The organism is Alteromonas sp., from assembly GCF_984505615.1.
This window is the reverse complement of the sequence record NZ_CFHOXV010000009.1, coordinates 62,939-85,851: the sequence shown is the minus strand read 5'-3', so window position 1 is coordinate 85,851 and position 22,913 is coordinate 62,939. Positions and strand designations below refer to the sequence as shown.

The 22,913-nt window shown below is 51.0% G+C and carries 14 protein-coding genes; 10 read left to right on the top strand and 4 right to left on the bottom strand.

Features of this window, described 5'->3' with window-relative positions:
• Positions 1 to 10: 10 nt before the first annotated feature.
• Positions 11 to 1,606 carry a carboxylesterase/lipase family protein gene (locus AC4PME_RS08180; protein ID WP_491044655.1) on the top strand — a complete coding sequence of 532 codons (1,596 nt, stop codon included), beginning with the start codon at positions 11 to 13 and terminating at the stop codon, positions 1,604 to 1,606.
• Here AC4PME_RS08180 and AC4PME_RS08175 read toward each other — a convergent pair.
• Positions 1,600 to 3,039, bottom strand: a complete 1,440-nt coding sequence (locus AC4PME_RS08175; protein ID WP_491044656.1) for an aminotransferase-like domain-containing protein — start codon at positions 3,037 to 3,039, stop codon at positions 1,600 to 1,602. The two genes, AC4PME_RS08180 and AC4PME_RS08175, sit on opposite strands and share 7 nt — an antisense overlap.
• Before the next feature lie 183 nt (positions 3,040 to 3,222).
• On the opposite strand from AC4PME_RS08175, the gene AC4PME_RS08170 reads away from it, so the two are divergent.
• From AC4PME_RS08170 to AC4PME_RS08145, 6 genes are all read left to right on the top strand, one after another.
• Complete coding sequence (locus tag AC4PME_RS08170; RefSeq protein WP_161599063.1) at positions 3,223 to 3,384, top strand: hypothetical protein; 162 nt, start codon at positions 3,223 to 3,225, stop codon at positions 3,382 to 3,384.
• A 19-nt stretch (positions 3,385 to 3,403) separates the two neighbouring features.
• Positions 3,404 to 4,798 carry a C-glycoside deglycosidase beta subunit domain-containing protein gene (locus tag AC4PME_RS08165; RefSeq protein WP_491044657.1) on the top strand — a complete coding sequence of 465 codons (1,395 nt, stop codon included), beginning with the start codon at positions 3,404 to 3,406 and terminating at the stop codon, positions 4,796 to 4,798.
• Between the two features lie 288 nt (positions 4,799 to 5,086).
• Positions 5,087 to 7,432, top strand: coding sequence for a TonB-dependent receptor (locus tag AC4PME_RS08160; protein WP_491044658.1), 2,346 nt, complete (start codon positions 5,087 to 5,089; stop codon positions 7,430 to 7,432).
• Positions 7,433 to 7,504: 72 nt separating this feature from the next.
• The gene (locus AC4PME_RS08155; RefSeq protein ID WP_491044659.1) at positions 7,505 to 8,752 is read left to right on the top strand and encodes an MFS transporter; all 1,248 of its coding nucleotides are present in this window, start codon (positions 7,505 to 7,507) and stop codon (positions 8,750 to 8,752) included.
• Positions 8,745 to 9,317, top strand: a complete 573-nt coding sequence (locus AC4PME_RS08150; RefSeq protein ID WP_491044660.1) for a gluconate 2-dehydrogenase subunit 3 family protein — start codon at positions 8,745 to 8,747, stop codon at positions 9,315 to 9,317. Before AC4PME_RS08155 ends, AC4PME_RS08150 begins: the two co-directional genes overlap by 8 nt.
• The gene (locus AC4PME_RS08145; RefSeq protein WP_491044661.1) at positions 9,314 to 11,002 is read left to right on the top strand and encodes a GMC oxidoreductase; all 1,689 of its coding nucleotides are present in this window, start codon (positions 9,314 to 9,316) and stop codon (positions 11,000 to 11,002) included. The genes AC4PME_RS08150 and AC4PME_RS08145 overlap by 4 nt, the downstream gene beginning before the upstream one ends.
• Positions 11,003 to 11,070: 68 nt before the next feature.
• Here AC4PME_RS08145 and AC4PME_RS08140 read toward each other — a convergent pair whose 3' ends face one another.
• Complete coding sequence (locus tag AC4PME_RS08140; RefSeq protein ID WP_119499600.1) at positions 11,071 to 11,718, bottom strand: TetR/AcrR family transcriptional regulator; 648 nt, start codon at positions 11,716 to 11,718, stop codon at positions 11,071 to 11,073.
• A gap of 263 nt (positions 11,719 to 11,981) precedes the next feature.
• Here AC4PME_RS08140 and AC4PME_RS08135 point away from each other — a divergent pair, with 263 nt between their 5' ends.
• From AC4PME_RS08135 to AC4PME_RS08125, 3 genes are all read left to right on the top strand, one after another.
• Positions 11,982 to 13,592: a family 43 glycosylhydrolase gene (locus AC4PME_RS08135; protein WP_119499602.1), complete on the top strand. Its 1,611-nt coding sequence runs from the start codon at positions 11,982 to 11,984 to the stop codon at positions 13,590 to 13,592.
• Positions 13,593 to 13,776: 184 nt separating this feature from the next.
• The gene (locus tag AC4PME_RS08130; protein ID WP_491044662.1) at positions 13,777 to 17,040 is read left to right on the top strand and encodes a glycosyl hydrolase; all 3,264 of its coding nucleotides are present in this window, start codon (positions 13,777 to 13,779) and stop codon (positions 17,038 to 17,040) included.
• A 15-nt stretch (positions 17,041 to 17,055) separates the two neighbouring features.
• Positions 17,056 to 19,350, top strand: coding sequence for a glycoside hydrolase family 3 N-terminal domain-containing protein (locus tag AC4PME_RS08125; protein WP_491044663.1), 2,295 nt, complete (start codon positions 17,056 to 17,058; stop codon positions 19,348 to 19,350).
• Positions 19,351 to 19,473: 123 nt separating this feature from the next.
• Here AC4PME_RS08125 and AC4PME_RS08120 read toward each other — a convergent pair whose 3' ends face one another.
• Both AC4PME_RS08120 and AC4PME_RS08115 read right to left on the bottom strand, forming a co-directional pair.
• Positions 19,474 to 20,445, bottom strand: a complete 972-nt coding sequence (locus AC4PME_RS08120; RefSeq protein ID WP_491044664.1) for a ThuA domain-containing protein — start codon at positions 20,443 to 20,445, stop codon at positions 19,474 to 19,476.
• Between the two features lie 16 nt (positions 20,446 to 20,461).
• Positions 20,462 to 22,756, bottom strand: coding sequence for a TonB-dependent receptor (locus AC4PME_RS08115; RefSeq protein WP_491044665.1), 2,295 nt, complete (start codon positions 22,754 to 22,756; stop codon positions 20,462 to 20,464).
• Between the last annotated feature and the right edge of the window lie 157 nt (positions 22,757 to 22,913).

The following is a 22,913-nucleotide window of genomic DNA, read 5'->3' as shown; positions in this document are numbered from 1 at the left end:
TATGTCTTTCATGAACAGATTTTACGGAGCAATGCTGGTTTGTATGTTGGCCGGATGCAACGGAGCGCCGGGTACTGATACGAAGGCCAGTAATTCGCAAGCTGACAGCGAACCACGGGTTACGGTATCTGACGGTGATTTGCAGGGCCGGACTCTGCAATCCGGCGTCACCGCTTTTCTTGGCGTGCCTTATGCTGCCAGTACCGGCGGTGAGAATCGCTGGCGCCCGCCGCAACCTGTAGCAGCCTGGCAAGGCGTGCGTGATGCAACACACTTTGGCCCGGATTGTTTGCAACTGCCGCCTCCGTCCATGAAAGCCCCCTGGGGACCGGAATTTCTTACGGACAATGATATGAGTGAAGACTGCCTGTCGCTCAATATCTGGATGCCTTCAACCCGTTCGGACAATAAAGTGCCCGTGTTGGTGTGGATCCACGGCGGTGCCTTTATTGGTGGTGCAGGCGGAATCGACATTTACCACGGCGATAAACTGGCAGAGCAGGGCATTATCGTTGTTACCATTAACTACCGCCTTGGCGTATTTGGCTTCGCCGGCCATCCTGAACTGGCAACAGAATCAGATTACGAAGGTCAGTATGGCTTGCTCGACCAGGTAGCAGCAATTAAGTGGGTGCAGAAAAATATTGAGGCTTTCGGTGGCGATCCGGATAACGTGACCGTCGCGGGGCAGTCTGCCGGCGCAGATTCAGTGCATGCATTGATGGCGCATCCTGAAGCAGAAAAGTTGTTTGCCAAAGCCATTGCGCAAAGTGGCTCCGGGATGGGGATTACTCACCCGGACAGAGCAAAAGCAGAATCGCTGGGGTTGGCTCTGCAACAAGTATTGAATGCAGACAATATTGCTGCAATGCGTGCACTGCCGGGTAAAGAGATACTTGAAAATGTGCTGAACATCCCTGTGCCAATGGCGATCATGCAGTTCCGTCCGGTTCGCGATGGCAACTTCAGTAAGCAGCGTTCGAACAAAAAAATACCGCTAATCACTGGTTTCACCGGTAACGAGAACAGTTACTTTCTGCCCGAATGGCATGTTGAAACTGAAGACGATCTCCGGGGCGTGATAAAGGCCAATATGGTTGATGACACCGTTACTGACGCTATGGTGAAACTCTATCTTCAGGAAGCAGATACTCCGCAAAATGCGGCGCTGCAATTTCTGCGGGACAGGGCATTAATGAGCCTGCTTAACTGGGCAGAGCAGTATCACGATGCCGCAAATATTCTGGCTTATCAGTTCGACTATGTGCCGCCCGGTCCACCTGAAGGCTTCGGCAGCTTTCACTCGTCGGAAATCCCCTATGTATTTGGTCAGTTCGACGCCGGAGACAGGCAGTACTCTGATGCTGACAAGGCGCTGTCAGAATTATTGCAGAATCGCTGGCTTGCATTTATTAAGTCAGTAAAAGGTAAGGTAACTGCCGGTGATGACTGGCCGGCGCTGGCGTCCGGGCAACTGCTGGTTGTCGGTAAAGAGGGCAATGCAGACGCTGAGCTGGTGCTTACAGAAGACAAGATTCAGTTGTTTGAAAAAGCGTTAACAGCAGGTGGGACGTTGGGGATGTTTTCGGCAGAGGGGTTTCATTGAGGTCCCGTCTGGTTCTGATTGGGCTGTCTCTCTGACTGGGTGATATCAATGATAAAGCCCGCCAGTTTCTTAAGTAACGTGCGACGTGCCTCGTTTAGTTCAAACGAGGCGTTCAGCCGGAAGCAATGATTAAATTCATCATGCAGGCTGAACAGTTTTCCGGGAGCAATGGTAATGTGCAGGCGTAACGCTTCACGATAGATATCCATCGCATTCACGTGGGGCTGACATTCTATCCATAAAAAATACCCGCCCTCTTGCGCATGAATCGTAGCAACATCCTGCAACAGTACCTCAAGGCAGGCCAGCATGGCTTTTTTTCTGGTGACCAGCTTTTTACGAAGTTGCTTTAAGTGCAACTCATAGTTTTTGGAGGACAGGTAGTGAACCAGCGACAACTGCACAGGCGCACTGGTAGCCAGCGTACTCATCAGCTGTTGTTTCTGAATCTCCAGTGACTTACGACCTGCTGCCACCCAGCCTATGCGGTAGCCTGCTACCAGTGACTTGGAAAACGACGAACAAAGCAGGCTGTTCCCGTCTTCTACAAAATGTTTAATGGGCAACGGCGGTGTTTTACCGGCATACAATTCAGCATAAACATCATCTTCGATTAAGGTTACACCGTAGGTTTTGAGCAATTTGGCGATCTGCTGCTTTTTGTCATCAGTAAGTGAGTAACCAACCGGATTCTGAAAGCTGCTCATCAGCCAGCACGCCTTCACCGGATGATTCTGAAAAGCCCGCTCCAGCGCATCAATATCCAGCCCGTTCTGCGGCGAAACCGTTACTGTAATTGCCTTTAAGCCAAGCCGTTCCAGCGCTTGCATGGCGCCATAAAACACCGGAGATTCAATCACTACCCAGTCACCCGGCCGGGTAAAGGATTGCAAACTCAGACTGAGTGCTTCAAGTGCACCTGCCGTGATAACAATTTCATCCGGAGAAATGTTCATACCCCTCGCCGCATAGCGTTTGGCAATAATTTGTCTGAGTTCAGGGTTGCCCGGTGGCAGGTTATCCATCGCGCTGGTCAGTGAAATTTGCTGTGCCGCTGCGGCGATGGACTTGTTCAGATGGTGCCTGGGATAAAGAGCCGGATCGGGATAAGCAAACCCTAAGCTGAACATGTGCGGGTCGCGGGATGCCTGAAGCACTTCATAAACAAAGTCATTAATGCTGACCGCTTCCGCTGTTTGTACTTTGTTCTCAGAAGCCGGGCGGGCAGTTGCTGTTACTGTAAAACCGGAGCGCTCATGGGAGCTGATCAGACCTTGACTTTCAAGCATCTGATAAGCATGCAGCACGGTCATCAGGCTGTAGCCGGTTTGCCGTGCCTGCTTGCGCAGTGAGGGAAGCTTTTCATTTTCTAGCCAGATACCCCGTTCGATCTGCTCTTTTATCTGCCTGGCTAAAATTTCATATTTCGCCATTGCTTACTCCGGCCAAAAAGTTCATCAGATTATAACAAGCGAACAAACGATCTGTTATAAAAAAATGCTCACTTTCTGTACCTGTTCATTGTTCCTCTGCGGGTTTACTTTTAACCCTGTCAATAAAGGGGTTCGTCCAGTCTTTGTCTGGCCCGGAATCCGCACAATGTCAAAGGGGTCGTCATGAAATTGTATTTACTCTTGTTGTCTTTATTCCTTGCTGCGCCGGCTCATGCAGGTGGAGGCACAGTACTGGGTATGATTTTTACTGTGGTTTTTGTTGTCGTCATGCTGGTGCTGTACTGGATGGTCGTGGCGGAAGTGGGCGAGAAGGATAAAAGCTGAACGCACAAAAGCATCTGACATGGATAAGGTATCTCAAAAATCGATACCAAATATCTGCAAAATTCATTTCTTCAATGATAAGGCATTGCATACCATCGGCGTTGTTTACAACCAGTTAACAGGAGCCCCTATGCTGGAAAGACAACTCGTACAAGCCAGAGGCAGCAAAGCCTTAACGCTGGAAGACGGCACGCCGGCCTTTCAGTTTCAAATTAAGAATCCGAATTACCGGGGTGTACCGGCAAGCCTTATCGATGGTATCGATATTGAACTGAACGGCAAACAGTATGCCCACGATGCGGCAAGCTGGACACTGGGCGGTCAAACCCTGTCGCTTGCGCAGTTGCAGGAAAGTGAAACCTTGCGCTGGCCGCTGGATGAACTGGCTACCATTACCTTGCCGGTTGATGCACCGTTAGAGGCGGGCGTACAGGATTTGTCTGTGTGTGTTTACATCAGACGCCCTTATATTCCGGGCCCGTTCTGCCGGTCTCCATTTCGCGCTAAAGCAAAACCGGTGGTCATTGGTGAAAGTAAGAATACCGACATGCCGCTGAGTGTTTCTACCTACAGCTACACCGGTGATATGTACACGCTCATCACGCTGGAAGACTTCATGGCGGATGCTGCGGATATGGGCGCGACCGGTATTGAAATGCTCGCTGAAGCTAATCTGCCCGGTTACCCGGATGTGTCTGCTGAATGGAAAGCAAGCTGGTTTGCTTTGCTGGAAAAGTATCAGCTAACGCCAACGAATCTGGGCACATGGATAGACACCGCCCGCTGGCACAGCCGTGATCTCACTGCAGACGAAGGCGCAGCCCAGCTGGAACAAGATTTGAAACTGGCAGCAGAACTTGGCTTTACCTCTATCCGGCCAAAATTTGGTGTTACCTCCCTTGAACTGGACCCGCACCCCATCTGGCAGGAAGCAGTGCTACGAGCCTTACCGCTGGCAGAAGAGCTGAACGTGATTATTTGTCCGGAAATCCACAGCCCGACACCAATCAAACATAAAGTGACACAGGACTACATTGCTTTCATCAAAAAGCACAATACCACGTACTTTAAGCTGATGATCGACACCGGTATCTTCCAGACAGCGCCTTGTGACGATGGCCACGAAGGTATTGAGGTGAAGGGTGGCAAGCGTCCTCCGTTCCTGGAACCGCTGGCAGTACCCATGGCTGATTTTGCTGAAATTATGGAGCACGTTTACTTCATTCAGACCAAGTTTTTCGAGATCGACGATAACCTCAATGATCTGCACATTCCCTGGGACAACATCGTTGCCACACTGAAAGCATGTGGGTGGAAAGGTTGGTTGTCCAGCGAGTACGAAGGCCGCAGAGAGCCATACCGGGGTCGTGATCAGGTTCGTCGTCAGCACGCTTTGCTGAATAAACTGTTATAAATCAGAGGTGAATATTAAACCTGAACTCGGGTTCAATATTTGTAAAGGCTTGAACAATCAAGCAATTTGATACCTGCTGCGTCAGCTATCTCTTTTATGGATGGAATGTATAAATATCTTTCATTCGATCGCTGATGTTAATAAAAGTTATGCTTTATGTAACTTTGTTGAAGGTTAATGTGTAACATGACCCGGCTGACTGACTGATTGACCCAATCAGTTTTTTTTGGCTTGATTATAAAACTTGAATGCTAGTTCGACTTTTGTCGTAAAGTACTGAGAGATAATATGAAAAATATGAATTTGCCTTATAGAAAATTGGCAGTTGCTATCGCTACGCTGCTCACCACGCCTGTGATTCATGCACAGGAAGCAGACGTTGCAAACCCTGGTGCAACTGAGGATTCTGGTCTGGAAATCATTCAGGTGACGTCCCAGCGCAGAGTGGAAAATCTGCAGGAAGTGCCGGTGAGTGTTACAGCTATCTCACCTACAGAGCTGGAGCGAAAGAATGTGTCAGACGTGTATCAGATGACACTGAATGCCCCAAGCTTTCAGATTGGCGAAGACAACTCCATGTCTATCCGTGGTGCCGGTACACTGGCGTTTTCTTCGTCGCTGGATTCCAGTGTGGCCGTGGCTTTCGATGAGGTGAACCTCGGCCGCCGTTATCTGATGGGCGCTGTGTTTAATGACATTTCCCAAATTGAAGTACTGAGCGGACCTCAGGGTCTGTTGTTTGGGAAGAATGCCTCTGCAGGTCTGGTCAATATTACGTCTATCAAGCCGCAATTAGGTTTTACCGAAGGTAAAATTGATGTGGAATACCAACTGCGCGACACCACTCCGCAGGACGGCAGAAGCATTATCACCCGTGGCATGTACAACATCCCACTCACCGACAACTCTGCCCTGCGTATCAACGCTCACTATGCAGCTGAAGATCCGGTGGCCCGTGCCATTAAAGTGGTGGGCGATCCTAAACTCGACGAAGAAACCACTGACTGGGGTGTAAAGCTTAAATACCTGAACGAAATTTCTGAAGAAGTTAGCGTGTATGTGATTGCCGATACCAACAGAGAATCTGGTGTTGCCGGTAACTTTGACCGCACTTTTCGTTCTCTTGGAGAAGGTAGTGGAAAAGTTGATTACGTAGCCGCCGATGGTGTGATACCGGGGACTGAAAACCTGGACTACGGCGCAGATGCTGACAATTTCCGTGATGTGGAAATGGGTGGTCTGATGGCGAAAGTCACCTGGGCTGTGAATGACAACTATGAATTGTCGAATATCACCGCATGGCGCTACTTCGAGCTGGTGCAGGGCACAGACGACAACATGGCCTCAAATGAACTGAACATCAATTTTACCACCAGTGAATATGACCAGTTTAGTAACGAAACCCGCTTATCGATGGATTTCGACAATATGCGCGGTCAGGTCGGCTTGTATTATTTCCATTCAACACAATCAGAAGACCGTTTCCTTGCCGGTGATGGCCTGTTGCCAGCGTTCCTGTTGCCTAACTTCCCGTTCTGCGTGGGTGCCGAAGTGGTTGAAGGTGATATGTGTTCTGTCAGTAATGACCATTTTATCGGTAATGATACGGTCATGGATATGGAAACAGACAGTGCGGCCATTTTCGGTCAGTTTGATTTCCTGCTCACAGACGACCTCACTCTTACCACAGGTTTGCGCTATACCTACGACGAAATCTATATCGATCTGGCGAACTTCCAGCGCTATAACTTCTTCACCACCATCGGCACGCCGGCGTTAAGAGAAGAAACAAATTCGTCGGATAATGTCTCCGGCAAGGTATCGCTGCAGTATCAACTCGACGATGACAAAATGGTTTATGCCTCCTATTCCCGCGGCTACAAGGGGCCTGGCTACACCAATACGCCATCACCGGAGCAAACGGATATCTTTATTCAGCCGGAAGTAGTCGACAACTACGAGATCGGTGCGAAAACGGTGTGGCTCGACAATCACCTCATCGTGAATGCCAGTGTGTTCGATCAGCAGTTCGACGATTATCAGGTGCAGGCGTTTGATGCCGCTATCAGTCAGTCGGTTATCCAGAATGCAGCCAGCCTGTCGTCTACAGGTGTGGAACTTAGCATTACCGCTATGCCGTTTGAGTCGCTGACGGTGAATGGCGGAGCTACTTTGATGGATTCCCAGTTCGACAGCTTCCCGGGGGCCGCATGTTACCCGCAACAACCGGACTGTGATGAAAACGGTACCTTTGATGCTGCGGGCTTAACACCGCCGACAGCCGCGAAGTTTACCTCAACCGCTTCTGCTACCTACGATTTCGAGTTGCCGCTGGACGGCTACGGATTCGTAACGCTGAACTATTACCACCGTGATCCGGTGAACTACCTGATTTCCAATGCGCCGCAAACCCGCATCGGCAATGTAGACCAGTTTGGTCTGAACATTGGTGTTCGTCTGGACAATGGCTGGGATATCACATTGTTCTGCAAAAACTGTACTGACGAGAAAGTGCCGGTGGCAACGGGTATCGACGCGGGTGACAGTGCTCAATACGGTACAACTTCAGTGGTACAAAGCTGGGGCTTTAACTCGGTGCGCAACATTGGATTGCGTGTGAGTTACGGCTTCTGATAACACCTGACAGATAAGGCTGCGTATATAGTTACGCGGCCTTTTTGTCTTTCAACGACAGGAACGATATTTGTGACAGACTCCTCTTCCCGACATACCCCCCAGGGCATTGTTCTTCTTTTCGTGCCGGTATTTATCATGCTGGGGCCGGTACTGATTTCGCCCATTATCGGCTCGCTGTTTCAGCAATTCGCCGGTGAACCCTATGCCAATGTGCTGGTTCCTCTGCTGTTAACCGCGCCCGCGCTTTGTCTGGCGTTATGTTCTCCTGTGGCAGGGTTTCTTGCAAACCGCATAGGGGGCAAAAAGGTACTGGTATTTTCACTTGCCTTTTACGGTGTGGTAGGGGCGGCGCCTATGTTTGTCAGCTCGCTGCACGGTATGTTGTTTTTCCGCATATTACTGGGTGTGGCTGAAGCCGGTATTATCACCGGCGGCATGGTATTAACTGCCAGCTACTTCAGCGGCGATGATCGTCAGAAATGGATTGCCTGGCAAAACGTCGCCCTGCCGTTAATTGGCGCAGCATTATTGTACGCAGTGGGCATAGTAAGTCAGACAAACTGGCAAAATACCTTCGGGCTCTATGGCCTCAGTCTGATTATTTTTGTCGCTGCCGCTTTTGTTTTATTCGAGCCTGAAAAGCAGCTGGCAGCATCAACACATCATGCACCGGCAAGTAAGGTGCGCATTCCCGTTACTACCATGTTGCTGCTGGCGGCTATTGCTATTCCGGGCTCGCTGTCTTTCTATGCGGTGCCGGTAAAGCTGTCTTTTATTCTTCGTGAAATGGGCGAAACCTCACCGGCGGTGGTGGGGGAGCTCATGTCTATGGGATTGATTTTCGGGTCTCCCGCAGGCGCACTGCTGGCCAGGCTGGTGAAACACTGGCGGTTTAGCTACGGGTTGGTATGCGCTATGTTGTTGATGGCTGCAGGGCTTATTATGCTGGGTATCGCAGAGTCCAAAACCATGATGATGGCCGCAGTGATCATTCAGCAAGCGGGCGGCGGCTTAATGCTGGTGGTCGCGCTAACACTGGTACTGCACATGGCTCCGAAAGGTCAGAGCGGTATTTACTCCGGCTACTGGTGGCTGGTGTATACGCTGGCCAATTTCGCCACGCCGCTGGTATTAACCGCGCTGGACGTTTTAACCGGCAGCAGTGCTGCCACCATGCTGACATTCGGTGTGATTGTTGCCGCTATCAGTGGCTGGTTACTGTTCGCCCGCCCGCTGGCAATCAGTATGGTGAGTGCATCAGACGCGAATTCTGCAACAAGGGCAAATACAAGTGCAGCAGGAGCTGGCCATGAATAATCATTTTGACCACGCCCGCCGCAACTTTATTACTGGCATGCTGGCCGCATCCGGCCTCACCGTGCTACCTGCAAAAGTGTGGGCAGCGGCAGAGAAGCAGCCTTCATTTAATCCGGATAATTTGTTCCTGAGCACCCTGTGCGATCTTGTGATCCCGCAAACGGATACTCCAGGTGCCGTTGACGTAAAAGTACCTGAATTCGTTGAGGTGGCCGTAAAACATGGCTTGTCCGGTGCGCCTGTGGATGCCCTCAGTCGATTTGAATTTGCACTGCTTAGCGACGTGCCCGGCTTCAACACCTTAAGTTACCAGCAGCAAATTGAAGCACTCACCCCAATCGACAATGGCAGCTTCAGCCGCAATCCGGCAGAGAAACCACAAGGCGATCTGGCGTTATGGAAAGCCATCAAAGCGCTTATTGTTACCGGCTATTACACATCGCAAGCCGGCAGCAGTGAAGAACTACGCTACGTGCTTATTCCCGGCAAGTTCGATGCAGATGTGCCCGCCGATGCGTCTACCCGCGCATTTTCAAGTGACTGGACAGGAGTAAAATTCGGATGAGTGAGCAGTACGATGCCATTGTTGTGGGCTCCGGCATTACCGGTGGCTGGGCAGCTAAAACCTTGTGTGAACAGGGCCTGAAAGTGCTGTTGCTGGAGCGGGGCAGGGATCTGCCTCACCGCAGTGGCTATAAAAATGAGATGAAAGCACCCTGGGAGTTGCCTTTCCGGGGCGAGGGCGACCAGGCTTTTCTAAACGAACACCAGGCCGTTCAGCAGCACAATATTCATCTTGATGAATGGACACAGGACTACTGGGTAAAAGATTCCGAGCATCCTTATCATACGCAGAACGATACGGCGTTTAACTGGTATCGTGGCTATCACCTGGGCGGTCGTTCAATAATGTGGGGGCGGCAGTGTTATCGCTGGAGTGATACCGACTTTGAAGCCAATGTGAAAGACGGGCACGGCACAGACTGGCCGGTGCGTTACAGCGATCTGGAAAGCTGGTACGACAAAGTCGAAGCCTTTATCGGTGTATCCGGCGCAAAAGAAAATCTGCCCCAGTTGCCGGATGGTCAGTTTCAGCCGCCCATGGCGTTAACGCCGGTTGAAACACATATGCGCGAACACATAGCTGCCCACTATCCTGATCGCAGGCTCACAATTGGACGCACGGCCAACCTCACTGAGAGCAAGCCGGAAGAAAGCCGCGCTGCGTGCCAGAGCCGCTATATTTGCGGTCGCGGCTGTTCCTACGGCGCTTATTTCAGCACCCAGAGTTCTACTTTGCCCGCCGCAATGGCCACAGGCAACCTGACGGTAAAAACCGATGCGGTAGTCGAAACCGTAGACTACGACCCTCAGATCAAGCGTGCCCGCGGGGTGACGGTGATTAGCCGCCTTGATAAAAAACGCACACAGTACGCTGCCCGCATGGTGTTTTTATGTGCCGGTGCCTTTAACTCCGTAGCCTTATTGCAGCGCTCGGTGTCTGATGCTTTTCCTCAGGGACTGGCTAACAACAGCGGTGTGCTGGGCAAATACATTATGGATCACGCATCCACTCTGGGCGTTGCTTCGATAGTCCCGGGATTTAATGATCACTATTACTACGGCAACAGGCCCACAGGTATTGTTATCCCCCGCTTTGTGAACATGGGGGAAGACCAGCGTGAATTTTTACGGGGCTTCTCGTATCAGGGCGGCGCGTACCGGCCAAGCTGGAGCAGGGGCAGAAACATGCCCGGACTCGGTCATGCTTTTAAGGAAAACCTGCGGCAACCGGCAGACTGGAAATTCGTACTGACAACCTTTGCTGAGTGTCTGCCAAGGGAAAGCAATGCCATTAGCCAGAACTGGCAGTCAAAAGACGCAGACGGATTGCCGGTACTGAACATCAATTTCGCCTTCGGTAAAAACGAACATGACTTACTGAGTGCAGCAAAAGAAGAAGCTGCTGCCATGGTGGCGAAGGCCGGTGGTCATGTGCTGTTCGGCTCAGATCGGCCAAACCCCGGCGGCTCAGCCATTCACGAAATGGGCGGCGCACGTATGGGGCGAGATGCTAAAACGTCGATATTGAACGGGTACAATCAGTCCCATGATGTCCCCAATTTGTTTGTGACAGACGGTGCCGCCATGGCATCGTCAGCCTGCCAGAATCCCTCTCTTACCTACATGGCACTGACTGCCAGAGCAGCAACATACGCTGCAGAGCAGTTACGGGCGGGAAGGGTGTAGTCACACCGGGCCGGTATATTTGCGTGTTATACCGGCCCGTTTTTATGTGTTTTGGTGAGATTACCATGTCAGGCGTTGTGATCGGGGGAACACAGGTAGTAGGTTTGCACTTCGGTCACTTCTTCCAGCAATTCTTCCCAGCTCAACCCTTCTGTAATGGGCTCCAGGCTGCCGAATCCCAGGTATCTTGCCAGCGACGTGTTGAGAATTTTAAAACAGGTATGGGCTACCCGTTCCGGGTTCTCCCGTTTTATCTCGTCTTTGAATTGCAGCAGCAGTGATTCATACAGCGCCTGACTGTTTTTATAAATTTTCGTACCGGCTTCAGAAACGATTTTGTCACTAAGGGCGAGTTTCATGAAGGCGCGGATAAGCGGCGCAAAAATTTGTAAATGTTCGGCGTATTCACGGCCAGCTTGCTTAATGGCTTCCTTTAACGACGTTGTGGTTTCAGACAGCTTAAGAAACCGGGCTTCAATATCTTTCGATGCTTGCAGGTACTCTTTTTTCTGTAATTCAATCAACAGGGTTTCTTTGCTTTCAAAGCGGTAATAAATAGACCCCACTGACACACCAGTCAGTTTACTGAGTTCTTTAAGCGTAAATTCATCAGGGCCTTTTTCTTTCAGTAAATTTGCAGACACCTCAAATATTTTTTCCTGAGCGTTACGGCTCCGGCGCTGCTGTGCCTGACGAAATCGGGCAGGTTCGTTCATCTTTTTCTTCTTTCTGTTATGGAATTTAACTATCTGATTTTCAGGTAGTTCTTATCAATGTTATTGATTTTTCAAATCGTTAAAAAAATGTTGTGATCTGGCATGCTGTGAAGTGCTTCTTTTCCAGTTGAGTCACTCCGGCATCATGTGCATTAGCACGCAAAATGCTTCCCTTATGTGTTTTGATGCTAATGCACACATTCTTTTTTTTACAGAAAAAATTGTCAGGTTCGACAAAATCGGGCCTCAGACGGAGTAATGCCATGCCAGTGTCACGCAGAGATTTTCTTTCCTTATCCACCGGAGCGGCCACCGGCCTGAGTTTATTACCGGGACTGTCTGTGGCATCAGCAAGCCAGCCTGCTTGGCGACGTTCAGCAGAAGGGCATCGTCAGGCTGACCTGGGTGACGGTACTTACCTGAATCCGGTACTGGCCGGAGATTATCCTGACCCCACAATCCTGCGGGATGGTGACGATTACTACATGACCCATTCGTCGTTTGATGCTGCGCCGGGCATTTTAATCTGGCACTCCAAAGATCTGGTGAACTGGCAACCCGTGGGCCCTGCGCTGGAAGAGCCGTTGGGGATTGTGTTTGCCATGGATTTAGTCAAACACAACGGCCGGTACTACATCTATATTCCGTTTATGAAAGCGCCCTGGTCGCCGCCACTGGCAAGTTTTGCCAATATTATGGTGATTCACGCTGACAACATTGAGGGCCCATGGAGCGAACCTGTTGATCTGCACCTCGGCGGTGTGATTGACCCTGGCCACATCGTGGACGAGAAGGGGCAGCGCTGGCTGTTTACATCAGGCATTAAGCGAATTCGACTGGCAGATGATGGTCTGTCGACCATCGGTGAGCTGGAGCAGGTGTATGATGGCTGGCAGTATCCTGATGACTGGATCACCGAAGCCTACGCACTGGAAGGACCTAAGTTATTCCGTCGCGGGGATTACTTCTATCTTGTGTCTGCAGTGGGTGGTACCGCTGGTCCTGCAACCGGCCATATGGTGATTGTGGCGCGCTCCAAAACCATCGACGGTCCCTGGGAAAATTGCCCGCATAACCCCATTGTCAGAACCGAAAGTGAGGACGAAAAGTGGTGGTCCCGTGGCCATGCCACCATGCTGGAAGGGCCGCAGGGCAAGTGGTACATGGTGTATCACGGTTATGAAAATGGTTTTCGTACGTTGGGACGACAAACCCTGGTTGAGCCTATGGGCTGGGATGATGATAACTGGCCTGTCGCATTGGGTGGTGATTTATCTCTGCCGCTACCAAAACCAGAAGGCGAGGCGCTACCTCATGGGTTTACTCATTCAGACAACTTCACATCGTCTTCCCTTGGCACCCGCTGGACCTTCTTTGGCGCCGCTGCCAGTGAGAAGTCGCGGGTAACTTATACGCCTGATGGTTTGAAACTGAAAGCCGCCGGTTCGTCCCCAACCGACAGTGCGCCGTTGGTGCAGACTATTGGCGATCAGGCCTATGAAATCAGTGTTATCGTCAATCTGGAAGCGGGTACCGAAGCGGGCTTATTGCTGTTTTATAACAACCGTTTGTATCTGGGGATGGGACAAAGTGAATCAGGCATGGTGACCTACCGTGGCGGTAAATCCAGCTACTGGCGGGAGCCGGCACCGCAAACCAGACGGCTTCACATGAAAATACGTAACGACCGTCACATCGTTACCTTCTACTACAGTGAAGACGGAAAAAACTGGACCCGCCATACCGTGCGCAGTGAGACCTCAGGGTATAACGTGAATACCATTGATGACCTGCAGGGGCTGAAACCGGCATTATTTGCCTGCGGGAAAGGCAGTGCTACGTTTAGTCAGTTTACTTATCGCGGGCTGAAATAAGTCCGCGATACTCACTCTCTATACCTGGCCCTGCAACCTATTGAAAATACACAGTCCAGCTATTGAAGAAATCCATTGTATGAAATGTTAAAAATTTGCTGAAATGCAAACTTGAGTAAAGGTTCAAGTTTATGTGGGTTGATATCCTCTCTTCTTGACGTTATGACATTCAATGGAGAGATAAATGATATTCAACCCGCGCCGCGTTTTCCTGCTGGTTCTCGCTTTCATTTTTAGTACTCCGGTTCTTGCTGAGTCTTCAGAGTCATTAAGTGACAACTTCCGCACGCCTTCATCAACCTACGCCCCCCATGCGTGGTGGCACTGGATGAACGGCGATGTAAATCCCGATGAAGCCGCTGCCGATTTAGAGTGGCTGCATGCTGCCGGTGTGGGTGGCGTGCAATTGTTCGATGCAGGCATGGGACCGCCACCGGAAACACCGCTTACTTTTGGTAGTGCAGCCTGGAAAAGTGCCGTTCAGCAAAGTGCTGCCAAAGCGAAATCTCTGGGTTTAGATTTTGTGATCACCACATCCCCGGGCTGGAGCGCCACTGGCGGCCCGTGGGTAATGCCTCAGGATGCCATGAAAAAATGGGTGTGGTCAGAAACTGATATAGAAGGTGGTGAGCAAATCACCACGTCATTACCTTTACCCCCCGCCGTTGCCGGACCGTTTCAAGATATTCCCGTTGAGGCTATTGGTCACGCATCCCATCATATCGATGATTTTTATCGGGACGTGAAAGTGCTGGCCTACCCGGTAATGGCGCATGAGCCTGTTACCCTTCAGGTTTCAGGAAAGGCATCACTGACAGAGCAACTGGGTGACGGACGCTTCTGGCCAGCGACGGCTATTGATGCTGATGATAATGGTGTGGTGCGCTTACAGTTCGATGCCGGTAAAAACGTGAGTGTGCAGGGCGTGACACTCGGCTTACCCGGCAGCCGCGGTTTTGGAACGCCCAATCCGCCGGTCGCCACCTGGTTTGTTTGTGAAAGTGACGCGCAGGCAAGCTGTAAACCGCTGGCAGTGCTAGATGCAACACGCTCACTTACCCGAACCGCCTCGTTTGAAACCGTTACTGCACGCTACTTTGCCCTTTCACTCACCCGCAGCACCGAGCCGGGTTTTATCGACACGCTAAGTTATGCCCAGGGGGCAAACAAATTGCCTTTCCCTGCCCATGCCAGTGCTTATGCGGTATCGGAAGTGCAGCTTCATGCTCGCCCGGTGGTAAATGCGTTTGAAGAAAAAGCCGGATTTGCCGCTGCGCCCCGCTATTACCCGTTAAGTGTGCAGAAAGCCCCTGACGCTGCTGTTTCAGTGAGTGATGTACGGGATATCACAGACTTTATGGACGAAAACGGCACACTAAACTGGCGGGCGCCGGCAGGACAGTGGCGCATTGTCAGGTTGGGATATAGCTTAACCGGCCATGAAAATGGTCCGGCACAGCATAATGCCACCGGCCTTGAAACCGATAAATTTAACGCTGAAGCACTGAACCGTTACCTCGATACATATCTGCAATTTTACAGTAATGAAAACGGTGAACTGTTCGACGGCATCACCGGTTTGCTCAGTGACAGCATCGAATCGGGGCCGCAGAATGCTGGTACCGGACTGCTTAAGGCCTTTGCAGCAGCCATGCCCTATGATGTAACGCCCTGGTTGCCTGCGCTCACCGGTGAAGTGATTAGCAGTGCTGCCGAAACCGACCGCTTCTTGTGGGATTACCGGCATTTTCTTTCACAAACGCTGAATACCGCGCACTACGCAACAATTTCTGCAAGAGCCGGAAAGCTCGGGCTCGATTATTACACCGAAGCACTTGAAGACCATCGTCCGCAACTTGGGAACGACATCGATATGCGTTTGGCGGGGGGTATTCCCATGGCAGCGTTTTGGTACTTTGACCCTGGAAAAAATCCTAAGCCAACCTACATTGCCGATGTGAAAGGGGCTGCTTCTGTCGCCACGCTGAAAGGCGAAAAAATTGTGGCAATTGAAGCCATGACCGCCTTCGGTCAGCCCTGGGATATTGGTCCCGGGGAGTTAAAGCGGGCAGCCGACAGAGCACTGGTGTATGGCGGCAACCGGTTTATGTTGCACAGCTCTGTGCATCAGGCGCAAGGTATTGACGGTACACCCGGTAAGCCGATGATGCCGTTACTCGGGCACTACTTTAACCGCAACAGCACCTGGGCCGATATGGCAAAGCCCTGGATCACCTATCTCACCCGCGCTCAGTATTTAATGCAGCAAGGCGCGCCGGTAAGTACCTTTGCTTACTTTATTGGCGAGGAAGCGCCGGTCACATCATTATTTGGTGATGAGCAACCCGCTAACGTTCCCCAGGGAGCCAGCTTTGATTATGTGTCGGCGCAAGCGCTGGATTGGTTAACAGTAACGAAAAATAAAACTCTTCTCACCCGGGGCGGCACGGAATATCAGTTTATCTATCTTGGCGGCGATGCCTCGCTGATGACACAGGCAACCCTGAAGAAACTGGAGCAACTGGCAGAGCAGGGCGCAACCATTGTGGGCGAAATGCCTGCTGGCAGTCCGTCCCTTGCTGATGATCAGGCGGCATTTCATAGCCAGGCAACTGCCCTGTGGCAACGGTCCAACGTAATTGCCACAAACAACATTCAATCTGCCATGGATGTGGTGAGTGTGTTGCCACAATGGCAATTTAAAGAGTCGCAAAATGATTTGCTGGTAAGGCAACGTCGCACGGATGACGGCGACATTTACTTCATTGTGAATGCTGCTGATATGCCAGTGCAGAAACTTTTTACCCCGGCCCGCACTGGTAAGTTTGCTTACCGGTTTGATGCAGTAAACGGAAACGTCAATGAGATTAAGCAGTCGGATAGTAGCGTGTCGCTGTCGCTTCCTGCATTTGGCTCTGTATTTATTTTTATTACCGATAAACCGCTGAAAAACGCAGTTCCGGCGCAGCAACCGCCACTGCAGAAATACGAAGTTCAAACTGCCTGGTCGTTAACCTTCGATAGCGCTAACGAGCCGCTTGAGGAAGTGAATCTGAATGCGCTCACCCCACTCAATGAACTGGAAAACACAACCCTGCAAGGGTTCAGTGGTACCAGTCACTACGAGACCGGATTTACTGTGTCAGAAAGTTGTACCACACCGGTTGGCATAGCGGTGGGTGACGCGGGGAATATCGCCAGATTCACACTTAACGGCCACGACATCGGCACACTGTTTTCACCGCCCTGGCAGGTGATTGCGCCCGAAGCGTTTAAACAGGGTCAGAATCATATTCGCATTGATGTGGCTAACTACTGGGCCAACCAGCTTGTCTGGCAGGCAAAAAACAACACAGTGAAAAGCGGATTTCCATCGGGCGTGTACTCACAGGATGCCAGTTACCGGATGGCCGGACTCAGCGGGCCTTTTTCAGTTCTATGCCAATAACCTCACAGGACAAACATGAATAATAACGTTACCAGACGTACCTTTCTGAAAGGTTCTATCGCCACTGCCGTAATCGCCGCCGTCTCCGGCTGTGCCAGCCAGGTAAAAGGCAAACAGGACACACACCTGACCGGCCTCATTGCCCGTATGACACTGGAAGAAAAAGCCGGACAACTGCATATGGACGGTGTGTTGTCTCCCCGTATGGTGCAGCCGAATTTCCAGAAGATTAATCCGTTCACGCCTAACTTCTCACCGGAGCAGGCGGCAGACTTACTGAAGAATCAGCAGGCGCAAATCAAAAGCGGTATGATGGGCATGATGACGTCGCCGGAAGACATCGATTCGGTTATTTACGCACAAACCGCAGCGGTAAAAGACACCCGCCTTAAAATTCCGTTAATTTTCGGTGCCGATATTATTCATGGCCACCATACTATTTTCCCGGTACCGCTGGCGGAAGCGGCCAGTTTTGAACCGGAACTGGCAGAACGCACAGCACGGGCCTGCGCCGTTGAAGCAACCACCAATCTGGGTATTGATGTGACCTACGCGCCCATGGTGGACATTGCCCGTGATCAGCGCTGGGGCCGTGTGGTGGAAGGTGCCGGTGAAGATGTGCTGTTAGGCAGTTTATTCGCCGCGGCGAGAGTCAAAGGATTCCAGGGGAGCGGCCCTGCCGACTCACGGGGATTACTGGCGTGTCCTAAACATTTCCTTGCATACGGAGCGGCGGAATCCGGGTTGGATTATCAGGGCACGTCCGTGTCTGACCGGGTGCTCCACGAAGTGTATTTGCCACCTTTCAAAGCTGCCTTTGAGGCAGGTGCCATTTTTACCATGGCGTCATTCAATACTATCGACGGCGTGCCCGCTACCGGTAACAAGGCCATTCTAAGTGACTTACTGCGTGACGAAATGCACTTCAGCGGCGTGGTGATTTCCGACTTTCAGAGTGAACTGGAACTGATTAAGCATGGTTATGCCAAAGATGAAAAAGCAGCGGCAAAGCTGGCGCTGTCTGCGGGATGTGATATTGGTATGGTCAGCGGCATCTTCCCGAAATATGTCCCTGAGTTGGTGCGCAGCGGCGAGCTCGACGAGGCCATTGTGGATAAAGCCGTTTACCGCATTTTGTTTGTAAAACAGCAGGCCGGATTGTTTGACGACCCGTTCCACCGCATCGACGAAATAGCGGCACCGCAGCAGGCCCCGGCAGAACATATTGCACTGGCCCGGGAAGCTGCAACCAAGTCGGTTGTGCTACTGAAAAACACCGGCAGTGTGCTGCCGCTGAGTAAAAAACAAAAAGTAGCGTTAATTGGCCCCTTCGCGAAGGATCTTAAAAACATCGACGGCTCCTGGTCGCCTTTTGCACCGCAAAAAGCGTCTGTGTCCCTTGAAGCCGGATTTGCAGAGAAAATACCTGCTGCGCAACTCCTTACTGAAGACGGGTGCGGTATCGACACCGCCATTGAAGGTGGCATAAAGCGAGCTGTAGAGGCTGCTAAACAGTGTGACGTGGTGGTGCTGGCAATTGGTGAGGCCACTAACATGTCTGGTGAGGCGTCATCGCGGGCAGAAATCACTCTGCCGGCAGCACAACAGGCGTTAGCTGAAGCACTGGCCGCTACCGGCAAACCGCTGGTGGTATTACTGCGAAATGGTCGTGCCATGGCGCTGGAAGGGGCGGTGCGAGAGGCATCAGCCATTCTGGTCACCTGGTTCCTGGGCACAGAAAGCGGCCATGCTATAGCTGATGTGGTGTTTGGCGATCAGTCGCCTTCAGGTCGTCTGCCGGTAACTTTCCCCATCGCCAGCGGGCAACAGCCGTATTATTATGCAAGGGAAAGCTCCGGTCGTCCGCCGGCACCGGGTACAACCCATATGTTCCAGTCTCATTTTATTGGTATTCCCGATGATGCGCTGTACCCCTTCGGACATGGTCTGACGTATTCGGAAATCACCTACAGCGGTGTGACACTGGATAAAAGTGAAGTGAAAAAGGGTGAGGCGGTCACGGCATCGGTTACGGTGACGAATACCGGTAAGCGGGCAGCCACAGAAGTTGTGCAGTGCTATATTCAGGACCGGTTTGCCTCAGTTGTGCAACCGGTACAGAAGCTCATCGACTTTAATAAAATTACCCTGGCTGCCGGGGAAAGCCGGTCAATTTCTTTTACCATCAAGCCGCAACAGATGACTTTTATTGCCCGCGATTTATCGCAACAACTGGAAAGTGGTGAATTCAGAGTGTGGATTGCGCCATCGGCAAGAACCGGCGAGGCGGTGAGCTTTATTCTAAGCTGATTGCAATGGGCACTGTGACCACTGTGCCCTTTTAAATAAACGTGCAGTAGCTGGGTAGCCAGCCGCCGGACGCTGAAGCCCGGCAATTATACCGGGCTTCAGTAAAAGTGAGTTACGCAGACATTACTCTTTAAACGCAGCCGCTTTCTCAAGTACATCAATGGTAACGTCACCCGTAGCAGCCCACTCTGTACCACGCAGGATGAGTGACTTCACACCGTCGTAGACAATGGTGTCAGGGCCATGGCCCAGAGCAATACAGAATACTCGGCCTTTTTCGTAATCCACCGTCCACACTTGTGGATTTTCCGCATTCATGCCCTGCATATTGTTCAGCTTTTCATCCGTGTACAAATGCGGCGGATATTTCGGGCCCGCATACTTTTGCTGATAGTTGGCAGCATCATCGTAGGCGGTGGCCAGAACATGCACTTTGGCATCAGGATGCCAGTACATGTTGGTGTACATATCATCCATGAAGGTCCAGAAATACTCGCGCATGCCTTTTGTGACAGGGTGATCACGGTCGGTCACATGTACGCGGAAGGCATCTGGCGGTGAGCGCCGGCTGCCGTGAAACGGGCGCATGGTGCCGCCGGCAAGCTTTTCGTACTCAGGCCAGGAGGGCGAGCCGATATTAAATGAACTGTGGTAGATCACCAGGCCGCCACCCTGCGCTACATAGTCGAACAGCGCTTTTTGAGCCGTTTCGCTCCAGCGATTTTCATTTTCATCGGTGTAATTCCATTTGCCCAGGTAGTTCAGAAATACCACGTCATACTTTTTCAGCATGGGCAGTGTGGCAACGGAGAAGTCTTCAATAACCCGCACATCCAATTTGCCCGAGTCCAGCATCATGGTGCGGAGCCTGGCGTTAACACCGGTCCAGTCGTGCTCATAAGAGTTTTCACCGGCAACGATCAATACCTTGCTGCGTTCAGCGTCGGGGACTATTGGCACCGAAATTTTCTGAACGGTTTCAGGCGGACGGTAATCCGGTACCGGTATAACAGTGCTTTCGGCTTCTGCTGCCAATGCAGAATGCATCAGTGGCAGCAATAAACTTACTGCGCATAGTAGCTTTCTAATTTTCATGGTTTCTGTCCTTGTTTTAGTAGAATTTATAAGTGACTTTCACACCTGCAGTGCGGGGCAGTTGCCAGCTCCACTGCTGCACGTCGTCAGGACCAGCAACATTGAATACATAGCTGCTGAGTACGTAGTTGTCCTCGAGGTTTCTTACATAGCCCTGAACTTCCCACTGCTCTGAAGGGGAAACGTATTTAAGGCTGATATCGGTCTGGAAATAGCTTTCCTGGCGGGCGTCTTCGTGGTTTGAAGGCAGCAGGTAGTAGTCGTCTTTCCAGCGGATGAATATGTTGCCCACCAGTGAGCCGTTACTTAATTCCCAGAAATGGGTGTAAGACCCGGTGAAAATCCAGTCCGGCGAATTTGATGGCTCGTTCCCGGCAAGGTTGACTGTTTCTCCGTCAATCACTGTTACTGTGGTGGTTGAGCAGCCGCCAAGACATTGCACACTGATAGCAGAAGCGAAATCATCGAACTCTGCATTCAGGTAATTCGCCGTCAGGGTCAGCACTCCTGCATCCATGATTTCTGTCGTCAGTGATGCTTCTGCACCCCAGATTGTGGCTTTACCGGCATTAAAGGTTTGCGCACCTTTTTCTGTGTCCAGTAGTAGAGAAACCTGAAGATCTTTATAGTCGTAATAGAAAGCGGAAGCATCGAAAGACACTGTGGAAATACGGGACTTGGTGCCTATTTCCCAGGCATAAAGGATCTCAGGCGCATACTCCAAACCTGTACTGTCGAAGCCACCGGCTTTATAACCTTTACTCACTTTTCCGTAGAGCATGGTGTTGTCTGAAATATCCGTGTTCAGACCCAGGTTCCAGGTGAATTCATTGTTCTTTGCTGACAATAATTCAGTGGTGGCCCCTTCGGTTTCCTTTGGACGTAGTGTGGGATTCTCGTCAAAGGTGAGGGCGCCGGGCAAAATAGTATTCGTGCCGGTCTTCTCATCTTTGGTATAGCGGAATCCGGCAATCACGGTGTAATTATCAGCCAGTGGATATTCCACTTGTCCGAATGCGGCTACCGATTCAGAGGTGTAGTCAGGACGATAAAATGTATTTGCCCAGTAGCCCTGAGGACCAAAGGGATAGGCTCCGATATAGGAAAGCAAACCGGAGTAGATATTCATTTCTTCTCTGAACTGGAAAATGCCGCCCTGCCAGAAGAAATCGCCTTCGCCGCCACTCAGTCTGAGTTCGTTACTCATGGTGTCTATGTCGTGGTTACGATAGAACAGATAGCTGGGGAAAAGCGTCTCAGCTGCACGGAGTTCGCTCTGGCGGAAAGCCCCGCGATATGAAACGGTGAATGCGTCAGCGGCATAGTCCAGTTGCCCGCGAACAGCGTCACCCTGAAGCTGATAGGATCCCATTTCTGCGGTTGTCGCAGCCGGGTAGTTTCGGGGATCGATAGCATCTTTATTATTGGTAAATTGCGGAGAACACAGCACGTTACCTTCAATTTGTGTAACTTCAATCCAGCCGGCGGCTTCATTACATTGCCCGTTAAGATCGGACTGGCCTTCGGTCGCATCATTGAACGACGCTGCTGATACCGGATTATTTTCCTGTTGCGAGGTTTCCAGTGCCAGGTACAACGACAACCGCTCCGTGGGTTCTGCCGCAAAAGATAGTCGCGCAGCCTTTACATCTTTATCGCCAGACTTAAACGACACATCCGGGTGAGAAATATAACCGTCTCTGTCTGAGCTGAAGCCGGCAAATCTGACGGCGGCGTTGTCGCCTAACGGCGCATTTAACACTGCATTCAGCTCTCTGGCGTTAAACGAGCCGAAATCAGCAGAGGCAGAGCCTGACCATTCACCGAAAACAGGCTTGTTCGATACAATACTGAGTGCGCCGCCGGTGGCATTTCTGCCAAATAGTGTGCCCTGCGGACCACGCAAAACTTCGATTCGGGAGATGTCGAACAGGGCTGCATTAAGCACCCTTGGACGGTTCAGATATTCGCCGTCGATGCTCACCGCCAGTGACTGATCCTGAGTCTCGTCGGCACTTTCTGTGGTGATACCGCGTAGTGATACCTTGGTGGAAATGGTGTCCTGAGTAATGGAAAAATCAGGAGACAGCTTTGAAATGCCGTGCAGATCGCTGATAGCGTTGTCTTTTAACCATTCACCGCTGAGTACATTCATAGAGATAGGTACATCTGCAATCGACTGTACCCGGTTCTGTGCGGTAACTTCGATGATCTCTACATCTTCTTCAACTGTCGCGGGCTCCTGACTCCATGCTGTCTGGTGGCATGCAGCTGAAACCGCTGTTGCTAGTAATATCCGTTTGCCCTTCATTGAATCCTCATTCTATTTCTAAATCAGTCATTGAAAGCATTTTTGTCTGCCTGATTGTTAAATGGAATTTGAATTCTATTTAAAGGGTTGAAATTATCTGTTTATAAATTTGTTAATCGGGTTATGATTTTGTAAATCAATGTTGGTGATTTATTCC